The organism is Rhizobium sp. BK049, from assembly GCF_014193135.1.
Lineage (GTDB): Bacteria > Pseudomonadota > Alphaproteobacteria > Rhizobiales > Rhizobiaceae > Rhizobium.
In genome coordinates, this window is record NZ_JACHYV010000054.1 from 1 (window position 1) to 8772 (window position 8772).

At 60.6% G+C, this 8772-nt stretch carries 13 protein-coding genes and 1 tRNA gene; 5 read left to right on the forward strand and 9 right to left on the reverse strand.

The features are described 5' to 3' along the window. Nucleotides 1-296 precede the first annotated feature (296 nt). The 7 genes from FHT70_RS29645 to FHT70_RS29675 all read right to left on the reverse strand — a co-directional run bounded on the left by FHT70_RS29645 (nt 297) and on the right by FHT70_RS29675 (nt 2800). Nucleotides 297-890: a hypothetical protein gene (locus FHT70_RS29645; protein WP_183706701.1), complete on the reverse strand. Its 594-nt coding sequence runs from the start codon at nt 888-890 to the stop codon at nt 297-299. 14 nt (nt 891-904) lie between these two features. Next, nucleotides 905-1114, reverse strand: coding sequence for a helix-turn-helix domain-containing protein (locus FHT70_RS29650; protein WP_097597546.1), 210 nt, complete (start codon nt 1112-1114; stop codon nt 905-907). Further along, nucleotides 1111-1407: a GcrA family cell cycle regulator gene (locus tag FHT70_RS29655; RefSeq protein ID WP_097597549.1), complete on the reverse strand. Its 297-nt coding sequence runs from the start codon at nt 1405-1407 to the stop codon at nt 1111-1113. The genes FHT70_RS29650 and FHT70_RS29655 overlap by 4 nt, the downstream gene beginning before the upstream one ends. Further along, nucleotides 1404-1802: a hypothetical protein gene (locus FHT70_RS29660; RefSeq protein WP_183706707.1), complete on the reverse strand. Its 399-nt coding sequence runs from the start codon at nt 1800-1802 to the stop codon at nt 1404-1406. The genes FHT70_RS29655 and FHT70_RS29660 overlap by 4 nt, the downstream gene beginning before the upstream one ends. Continuing rightward, the gene (locus tag FHT70_RS29665; protein WP_183706706.1) at nt 1768-2136 is read right to left on the reverse strand and encodes a hypothetical protein; all 369 of its coding nucleotides are present in this window, start codon (nt 2134-2136) and stop codon (nt 1768-1770) included. Before FHT70_RS29665 ends, FHT70_RS29660 begins: the two co-directional genes overlap by 35 nt. A gap of 35 nt (nt 2137-2171) precedes the next feature. Next, the gene (locus tag FHT70_RS29670) at nt 2172-2438 is read right to left on the reverse strand and encodes a sigma-70 family RNA polymerase sigma factor (protein WP_183706702.1); all 267 of its coding nucleotides are present in this window, start codon (nt 2436-2438) and stop codon (nt 2172-2174) included. Nucleotides 2439-2575: 137 nt separating this feature from the next. Further along, the gene (locus tag FHT70_RS29675) at nt 2576-2800 is read right to left on the reverse strand and encodes a hypothetical protein (protein WP_183706703.1); all 225 of its coding nucleotides are present in this window, start codon (nt 2798-2800) and stop codon (nt 2576-2578) included. 83 nt (nt 2801-2883) lie between these two features. Here FHT70_RS29675 and FHT70_RS29680 point away from each other — a divergent pair, with 83 nt between their 5' ends. The 3 genes from FHT70_RS29680 (at nt 2884) to FHT70_RS29690 (ending at nt 4839) form a co-directional block, all read left to right on the forward strand. Next, nucleotides 2884-3531: a S24 family peptidase gene (locus FHT70_RS29680; RefSeq protein ID WP_085777282.1), complete on the forward strand. Its 648-nt coding sequence runs from the start codon at nt 2884-2886 to the stop codon at nt 3529-3531. A gap of 803 nt (nt 3532-4334) precedes the next feature. Then, nucleotides 4335-4598, forward strand: coding sequence for a hypothetical protein (locus FHT70_RS29685; protein WP_183706704.1), 264 nt, complete (start codon nt 4335-4337; stop codon nt 4596-4598). Next, nucleotides 4591-4839 (forward strand): hypothetical protein, encoded by a 249-nt coding sequence (locus FHT70_RS29690; protein WP_183706705.1) that lies wholly within the window; start codon nt 4591-4593, stop codon nt 4837-4839. Before FHT70_RS29685 ends, FHT70_RS29690 begins: the two co-directional genes overlap by 8 nt. 26 nt (nt 4840-4865) lie before the next feature. On the opposite strand, the gene FHT70_RS29695 is transcribed toward FHT70_RS29690, so the two are convergent. After that, the gene (locus FHT70_RS29695; protein ID WP_085777278.1) at nt 4866-5105 is read right to left on the reverse strand and encodes a DUF982 domain-containing protein; all 240 of its coding nucleotides are present in this window, start codon (nt 5103-5105) and stop codon (nt 4866-4868) included. A gap of 1349 nt (nt 5106-6454) precedes the next feature. Between FHT70_RS29695 and FHT70_RS29700 the strand changes: the two genes are divergently transcribed. Further along, nucleotides 6455-7510 (forward strand): septal ring lytic transglycosylase RlpA family protein, encoded by a 1056-nt coding sequence (locus tag FHT70_RS29700; RefSeq protein WP_246722052.1) that lies wholly within the window; start codon nt 6455-6457, stop codon nt 7508-7510. A gap of 218 nt (nt 7511-7728) precedes the next feature. Here the strand turns inward: FHT70_RS29700 and FHT70_RS29705 are convergent. Continuing rightward, a tRNA-Pro gene (locus FHT70_RS29705) sits at nt 7729-7805 on the reverse strand. A gap of 262 nt (nt 7806-8067) precedes the next feature. Here FHT70_RS29705 and FHT70_RS29710 point away from each other — a divergent pair. Beyond that, nucleotides 8068-8475 carry a hypothetical protein gene (locus tag FHT70_RS29710; protein ID WP_085777277.1) on the forward strand — a complete coding sequence of 136 codons (408 nt, stop codon included), beginning with the start codon at nt 8068-8070 and terminating at the stop codon, nt 8473-8475. The last annotated feature ends 297 nt before the right edge of the window (nt 8476-8772 follow it).

The following is an 8772-nucleotide window of genomic DNA, read 5'->3' on the forward strand; positions in this document are numbered from 1 at the left end:
TAAGAAGGTGACGATCCGACAACCAGCTGCCGGGCGGGCGGCCACCCGCCCGGCAGGCATCAATATCCTACATTTTTCTTATCCAAGAAGGTGGCGGCAGGCGGATGAGGGGCCGTGTTCACCGGTCTCCTGGGGATGTCGCCTGACATTGAACTTCCGCTCGTGTCTCGGTTCGAGGGAAGCGTCTGAAAGTAAAAAGAATCAACCCCATCCACCCAGTCCATATTTTAAAGCGGACAGCAGTGGTTCAAGCCCTGGAATGACGGAGGGTGGGGCATGCTCTCCGGCGGCCCCCATCACCCCGCCTTCGCCCTCCTTAGCGCGATCAACCCACGCCGCAGCCACAGCAATTGCTGCGGCGGCATCTGGCGCAGGTGTTCGTAATCCATCACCGCGACGTTATAAACGGTGCTGCGCACCTGCGGTCCGTCCTCGCAGCGCAGAAGGACGGCCTGCAGTTCCATCATGCGGTTGCTGGCCTTGCGGGCTCGGTCCGCGAGGCTTTCGGTCACCTCGCCTTCATGGCCCTTGACGGCAAAGAGCGACTGGGCCCTCGGGCTCGGGGCCGGGATGCCGGTCGTCTTGTGGTAGCGGGCCATGACCTCGGTATAGTCGTCGCCGGCCTGGCGCTGCTCGTCTGATATCAGCCCGTCGAGGAACATGCGGCCAAGGGTATAACCGGCATAGGGGCTCCTGACCGTCTCGTCATCAACCGTCCTGCCGAAGCCGTGAATGCGCCGGCGCGCTGCCATCGCCACGCTGATATTCTCCTTCTCGGTTTCGAAGGGCTTGATCTTGCCGCAGGGGAAACGCTCGACATTGGCCTTGCGCGGCCGGCCGGCGCCCTTGTTAACCCGCTGTATCTTCGCCTTGGTGGCCTTGCCGCCCATGCTGATTATCCTTCCTATCGAATGATGCCGTTTCGCAGCGCGGCGGCGACCAGGGCGGTCTCCTTGAACACGCCGAGTTTGGCCTTGGCATTGGCAATGTGGGTGTTGACGGTGATCGGCGAGATGCCGAGGATGGTGCCGATCTCGGCGGCGGTCTTGCCTTGCGCCATCCAGCCGATGATCTCTCGCTCGCGCGGGGTCACGGCACTGGTAACTGCACTCATGGCGCCGGCCCGTCGATCGTCGGCACGCGCGGCATCGTCACCTCGGCGCCGGACAGCGTCACCCGCCGCACCCGGTCGGGATGGCTGATCGGCGCGGGCGCCTCGCCGGCGACCGCCAGCGCCTTGCGCGCATCCTGCCTCGAGGGAAACCGGTCGCGGTTGCGATGCGCCATGTTGATGACGGTGTTCTTCTTCGAGCCGAAGAGTTCGGCGATCTCACGCGCCGAAAACCCTTCCTGCCAGAGCTTCTGCGCCTTGACGATCTTGTCTTCCGTCCAGAACAAATCTCTCATCCCATTGCCTCCTGTGCGTCTCGTGCGGCCCTTGCGATGACCGGATTGTCGGGAAACATCTCAGCCAGCGCCCGTTTGGCGCTGCGGCTGCCGTTTGCCGCCTGTCTCAGAAGCCGCATCTTGTGGGCGGCCACCTTCGGCTGCGGCGGTTCGGGCGGCGCTTCGACGCGCGGGCGGCTTTGCGCTTCCATCACCGCCTGCTGCTGGCGGGCAATTTCGGCAAAGCTCGCAGCACTCGGGGCAAAGGCGCGGTTATGGTCCCTGACCTTGCCTGACAGGAACAGCTTGGCGGCGCGCCAGACCGCCTCTGCCGCAATGCCGTCGATGGCGACGAGATAGGCGCGGATCTGCATGTCGGGATCAGTGCCGGCGGAGGCCGGAAAGCCCGAAAGCATCCCCGCTATGATCTTCACCGGAGAGGAAATCTCTTGCGGCATCGACCGTTGTCCTTCTGCCCGTGCTTGCATTGATCGACCCGGCTTCCCTCGCCTTTTCATTGAAATACCAATCGGATTTGATCGCCCGCCAGCCGCGCAGGATCTGCATCTCGGCGGCCTCGACCGGGTTGCCGGTCTTCAGATATTCCCTGACCTGGATCCTCGCCGCATAGGCCGTCAGCGGCTTCTTCAGCGTGCGGCTGCGATGCTCGATGATCGCCGCCGCCAGCTCCTGCCCCAGCACGGGGCTCAGGATCTCCATGATGTCCTTGCTCATCTCTGCCTTTTCCACGCGATTGCTTTTCCGCTCGAGATGTGTTGCCGTCGTCATACCGGGCGCCTCGGCCGCCCTCGGGCGAAGTTGACCAGGGCGCCCGGCCTTAAAGCGCGGCCGGGAAAACGCCGGACCGCGCGGCCGTCATGATCCTGCTGGGCGGTGTCGCCCTTCTCGGCGCTGCGAAGACGGTGAATCTCGCTTTCCACCGCAGGCACCGGCACGCCGAGGATGGCGGCGATTTCGATATAATCCCGGCCGGAGCGGAAGAGCTCGAGGGCGTTCATGTGAGCGGCTTGATGCGCCGGGGCAGTGCTCATTCGTTTGATCTCTTTTCATTCGATCCGCGGCCGAGCCCTTCCCGCAAAGCGGGCGCCGCCGAGATCGTTTGTCTCAAATCTTGTGGAAGGTGCCGGCGTCGCCGAGGGAGCGCGGCGACGCCAGCTGCCGATAGCCTTCAGGGAGGAGTGAGGCTGCCGGATTTGCTGTTCGGCCGAGAACCGGGCAAGACCGGCGTCTGCCGCATCTCTTCGGGCTCGGTCTGCCGGCCGCAATTCTCGCAATGGCGCTCGATCACCTCGGCGATCGACAGCGCCCTGCCGCAGCGCGGGCAGCCGGTGTAACGGGCATTGGCAATGCCCGAAAGCCGGGGCCGGTTGTTGATGATATTGGTGCTTGTCATGGGCATAAGGGTACGTAAAATACCTCGCACGTCAAGCGATTTAGGGGATTACATGTACCTTTTTTTAGGGTATTATTTATATTATGTTGAAAGATCAGGAACAATTTGAGCGCGAAGAACGCGCAAAGCGTCTGGTCATGGCCAGGAAGAACGCGGGCTTTGCCGGGCCGAAGGCGATCGTCGATCGTTTCGGCTGGAACGCCAATGTTTACAAGGCGCACGAGTCGGGCCGGAACGGCTTCGGCATCGCCGACGCGAAGAAATACGCCAAGGCGTTCAGGGTCAATCTCAACTGGCTGCAGTTCGGAACCGGCGATGCGCTCGATCCGGAGGAGCGGCCGGTCTCCGTCGCCGACGTACCGAAGATTTCCTGGGTCAGCGCCGGGCAGCTGACCGAGCAGGCGCCGATCACCGACTTTTCGGAATTCCCGACCGTCGCCGCGCTCGATCTGCCCGACGGCGACTGGATCGCGCTCGAGGTCGAGGGCAATTCGATGAACAAGATCTCGCCGCCAGGCTCGATCATTTTCGTCAACCGCCGCGACAAGCGCCTGGCGCCGAACGCGCTCTATGTCGTCGCCGACGAGACCGGGGCTGCGACCTACAAGCGCTACCGCCCGAACGACAATCCGCCCTTCCAGCCCGCCTCCTACGAGGACGTGCCGCCGCCGGAATTCCACGGCGCCGTCACCATAGTAGGCCGCGTCCGCCGGTCGGTGATCGAGATGTGAGAGCAAGGCTATTCCAAAAGTACAAGGCTGTTCCGCGACTTAATGCTTAGCGCTCCAGCAACATTCCAACCACTTCCCAAAAAGATTCAAGATCATCCGCCCGTCCTCACGAGCCGGCAGGATCTGGTTCCAAATCGTGACACCTGCCGTGCTGATCACCGCTTTCGGCGCCACGCAGGCGATCCTGCTTCGAGGTGAACCTTCACAACGAAGACGGCTCTCAAGACCGAGCCCGCTCTACCCGGCGCTCCACTCGCCCCGCGCAAGGTGCCTGCAGCGACCTCGCGACTGACGCCTGCAAACAACCGCTTCGAGCGCAGGCGTCCAATCTGAAGGCCGCGACGCGCCGCAGAGCGGAGCATCGCCCGCCCCGCGCGCCCGCGATATCCTGATCTCTCTCACTCCCTCTCTCTTCCATCTCTTTCCAGTTCCTGAAGGCTGGTGAGGGAGGGTTCCGGCCAAAGCTTCCCCCTACCCCATGAGCAAGGCCCATGAAGCCGGGAGAGCATTGGCCATGTCCTGAAGGCCGGAGCCGGGATGGGACACGTGCCAGAGGGGCCATTCGCTTCGCCCTCGTCCTGATTTTCTGACAGCGCACTTAAGGACTTTCGCTTCCCGCGCCGCTGGGCTTCGTCAGCTCGGGAGTTGCACCCGGTCGCCCAATCATCTGGTCGAGACATACGCCTACGATTCGTACCTCGTCAATCTATAAGGTATTTTTTGTACCTTTTTTGATTGACGATTTGGGGTATGTTATGTACCTTTTCCGAGATGCCGACCGGCCGGCACGAGAGGGCAGAGCAATGCAGCATATCCGCAGGATCGAGACCGAGCAGAGCCGGCGGGACGCCCGCTGGAAGGCGGTGCGAGGGCTCGACGACTGTGATGCCTATATGGCCAACGAGGCCCAGCGCATGGGCGCCCTCGGCTTTGCCTATCTCGGCCGCCCCGAACATTCGGTCCGCGGCCCATCATGGCTGCGCGGCGCCACGGCCAGCGTCGAGGCGCATTACCGCTATGCCCGCGAGATCATGGGCATCACCGATCGCGATCAGCTCTATGCCTGAGGGAGAAACCGACATATCCGCCGATTGCATCATCAAAGCCTTTTCCGGCTGCGCCTGCCTGCCCGGCCAATGCGGAGAGAAGCCCATTATCCCGGCGCCGGTCACTTTCGTCTCCTGGCGGCTCCAGGCAATCACCTGCATCGCCTTCGGCTTTCTGGCGGCGATCGTCTCGTCCGCCTGGATGCAGCCGCAACTCAAGAATCCCGACCTCGATAATCGGAAGCAAGCATCATGGAAGTAAGCGAATGGTTTTCGAAGCGCCGCCAGTCAGGAGCTGAACTTGATGTCGCTCGCCTTCGCCGCGGTGATGAAGGCGCGGCGCACCTGCTCGGGCTCGGCGACATCGTTGAACACATCGAGCACCAGCAGCTCGGCGGCCTTGGCCGCCGGCGTCTGCTCCGGCCAGTCGTTCAGCAAGGCATTGCCGGCCTGAACGACGTTGTAAACGGTCCTGGTCTTGCCGTTGATGGTGATCTTCACCGGCTTGAAGCTTCGTCTCCTGCTCATGATGCAGCCCCTCACGCGGAACACGCGACTCAACGAGCGGCGCTCGGACTCGTTCCGGTTGCGATGACTATCTCACATCTAATTGTCGCCGAGCGAATCAACTTGCGGGCAGCCAGACGTTCGAGAGCCAGAAAAACGTGGCGACCGGTTTTTGGGTCGACCGCCTGACGTTCAGGGACGCGATGCTTGGGGTTTAGCAAACGATCATCGGACGGCCACCGAATACCAAGAAATTATGAGCCTGAGTTGTAGATAGTTTGCTTCGCTGAAGAATAAACTACAATCGCTCGAATATTCCTTCTATTTATAGCCGCTAGAATAGCACTCACGATAGTGTTAATCCTTGCAATAAATATTGATTTGTGTATAATAATTTCACAAACCTAGACGCTGATACCTAGGAAACACCCCCTCTCTTCATCCCCGCTTTTGCGGGGCTTTCCTTATCTCAGCCGTAGTTTCAGTAGCAGGTGGACTTTTTGTTGTGTGGGCATGCAAGTAGGACTTTCGGCAGCAGGCACCGAGCGCGCTCCTGCCAATCGCCGACCGTGCCGGCGCGTCCTAAGTATCAGCAAAAGCGATTTTGGCGCCCCTGCGGGGGCTGGCGACATCAATGGTGCCATCATGGAAAGCTCAGGTCCAAACCGAGCATCCTGCTGAGGACGAATGCGACGAGCCCCACGGCCAGGATCGCTAGCACGAAAACTGCGGCCATCGTGACGCCCGTGCGTAGTGCCGCTCGCCTCTCCCCCTTCTCCCCTTGATCGTAATGCCACTTGATGGCGAAGAACATGGCCATGCCTAACGCGAGAACCTTGAACGTAACGAATACTATAGGGACCCAATCCATAAAAAATGGCTCTCCTGAGCATCAGCCACGCGCCTTATGACCTCAATCTCGGGCAAACGCATACTTCCTGTTATGCAATGCTGATATGTAGCAGCAGTCTGGCGGCTTGCTGGCCCGTATCGTTGGGTTTGGGAATGACCGCTTAGGGCCTCAGCAGACTTCAGCCGTGTGTTCGCCCCCGGCAATTGGATAGTGGTCGTCCGATAGCCAATGCCGCCCGGCGACCACTCGGTGCCTGAGGTGGCAACCGGCCCTGGCAAAGCACAGCGTAAAATCGCATGTCCCCACGGAACTATTGCCCTCAGGCCAGCTTTCACTCTCAGGGATGGAGCGAATTGACGACAATCCCAGAAGGCAGTAGGGCCTCGAAGTGCGCTTGGGCTGCTATTCTGTCTGGCTCTCGCCCCCCGCGTAGCAAACTTCGAGTACGCGGCCGGCATGAGCGTTTGTATCGACCCATGGCGCGGATACATGGAAGACTGTTGTCAACGATGAACGGATGGCTATTGATGTAAGTGCTGCAAAGGGCTTGCGATGGCTGGCGATCATGGCGGTCTGCGCATGCTGTGCCTGTACGACCACACAAACACCGAACACCTATCGCAGCAGAGGATATGTTTCCGAGAAGGTTTACGGTGTGACGGCGAGCCCGCGACCCGCCCACGGCAGGAATATTCGCAAGGGCGGTGGCCGTTATACCGTCGGCAAGCCCTACGTGGTGAAAGGCAAACTTTACTCACCGAGGGAGGACCCGAGTTACGACAGGAATGGTGTCGCTTCCTGGTACGGCTCAGCGTTTCATGGTCGCTTGACTGCAAACGGCGAAGTTTACGACAGGCATCACCTTTCCGCCGCGCATCCCACCCTCCCTTTGCCCAGCTACGTGAGGGTGACCAATCTTGAAAACGGTTCTTCCCTCATCGTGCGTGTTAACGATCGCGGTCCCTACCATAGGGGCCGCATCATTGACCTTTCCAGCAAGGCAGCAGATTTGCTGGACCTGAAGCACCATGGCACGGCCTATGTTCGGGTCCAGTATGTAGGCCGCGCCCGCTCGGACGGACATGATATGCCTTTTCTTATGGCGTCCTACGTCAGGAAGCGTGATCGCCTCCAGGACATCAAACCCGAGCCTCAGATCGCGACCGGCGCGACGGTAGCCTCGAACCAGTCGACCGGCGATCATTTGGGGGGCCACAGCAAGTTCTTCTCGTCGTCACGCGTGAACCCTGCCATCAAGGCGATGAGCGCCTCCTCCCAGCCAGGGGCAATCGCCGCGGCGTCGTTTCCGACATTCGGGCAATTCGTGATGTTACCTGAGATCGGCCCTACTACCTTTGAGCGGACGCCCGAATTCGCTCCGTCGATGCCGCAACTAAAATACTGCTTGAACGGGGATAGTGATGACCGTGAGCGCGGCTCCTGCGAGGTTCAGGCTCTCCCGCTGCCGGGTGTCAATCGCAATGTGCGTCTGACGGTGGTTGTCTCAATAAAGCGACGCCGCTCTCGACTAAAGGGCCACCGCCGGCGAGGAACAGCACTGGTTCTTCCCTAGAATGCGCAAGAAGCCGTCACGAGACATGCCCACCCGCGGCGATCGTGCCGAGATAGCGGCCGATAGCGCCCGGTCAAAAGCCGTGGCAGTAAAATCAATACAGCAATTCTACCGCCCCAGAGCAGAATCAAATGCTAAGTCCGGGGTGGCTGTCATGGTGGCGGATCGCAAGGCATATTAGCGATAAGAAAAAAGCCCGCTTTCGCGGGCTTTTCGGCTGGTCGGAGTGGAGTGATTCGAACACTCGACCCCCACGTCCCGAACGTGGTGCGCTACCAGACTGCGCTACACTCCGTGACCAGCGGCGCTTCTATAGAACAGCCTATCTGGTTGCACAAGCGCCAAATTTCAAAAAGCCGAGGGATTTTTTGACCGGTTGATGACAGAGGCCGGAATGGGGCGCTGCTGCAAAAAGACACACTCTGAGCAAATCGAACGGAAGTGCAAAAGGGGCAATTTTCTTTTGCCGGGTTCCGCGCTAAAGGGCTCGGCGGGACAGGCGAAACCGCCGTGACGGCGGCTTCGCAGCCATTGCGCTAGAGATCAGGGACGACACGATGAAACTCCGCACCATTACCGCGGCCGGGCTTGCAATTGCGCTTGCCGGATGCACGACCATTCCTTCCGCCGGCAATCCGATCGAGGCCCGCTGGGTCGGCAAATCGGCCGGCGTCTTCTTTGCCGCCTACGGGCCGCCGATCAGCGATCGCGAGGAAGGTGCGAGCACCATCTACACCTGGCGCGGCGGCTACAAGACCGTGCGCATTCCGGCGAAATATGCCGAGGGCGCCGACGGCAAGCGCGGCAAGCAGATCGCCGCCGCCCGCACGGCCTATCTGCGCTGCCAAGCCGAAATCACCACCAATTCCGACTACACGATCCGCGACATCCGCACCGTCGCCGACATTCCGGGCGTCAACGGCCCGTCCTATTGCGCAGAGTTCCTAGCGCCCGAACAGAAATAACGGACGCTTCGTCCGGCACATGGAGACAGGCGGCCAGGGTGCCGCCTGTTTTCGTTTGGGGCTACAAGTCTAGCCTCAAAGCATCCGCACGAGGGGCAGTTGCGGATCGTTTCAGGGACGGGGACGGGGTCGGGCACGGAGTCACCGAGCCAATGATGAATTTTGGTTGTGCCGCGAGGCCCCCTCATCCGACCCTTCGGGCCACCTTCTTGGATAAGAAAAATGTAGGATATTGATGCTTGCCGGGCGGGTGGCCGCCCGCCCGGCAGCTGGTTGTCGGATCGTCACCTTCTTAGC